The sequence below is a fragment of the Lactobacillus sp. UMNPBX15 genome (assembly GCF_002553785.1).
Lineage (GTDB): Bacteria > Bacillota > Bacilli > Lactobacillales > Lactobacillaceae > Lactobacillus > Lactobacillus crispatus.
Window position 1 is genome coordinate 1 of record NZ_PCYV01000109.1, and the last position, 369, is coordinate 369.

Sequence of the window (369 nt, forward strand, 5' to 3'; positions counted from 1 at the left end):
CATTTCAACTATCTTGGCGGAAATAAAAGCATCCTGCCTAAAAAACTTGAGCAAACTTATGAAAAAATAAAGCATTATCAAAGACTGTTAGCTAGAAAACGTGAAGTCAATGGAAAAGAACAGGCAATGCAAAGCAAAAAGTACTTGAAGACGAAAACCAAGCTTCAAGCGGCTTATCAGCGTGCTTCAAATATCCAAAATGACTTAATGCAAAAATTTACCACTATGCTGGTTGATAATTATGATTCGATTGTCATTGAAGACTTAGATGTCAAAAAGATGATGATGAGCCATGTTGCCTCAAAAGGAATGCACAGATCAATGTTTGGCAAGTTTAGGCAGGTTTTATCTTATAAATGTGAATGGTAT

The 369-nt window shown here is 35.0% G+C and carries 1 protein-coding gene; it reads left to right on the forward strand.

The features are described 5' to 3' along the window. The coding region (locus CP366_RS10500; protein WP_143469322.1) for a transposase at positions 1-369 on the forward strand (369 nt) is incomplete at both ends.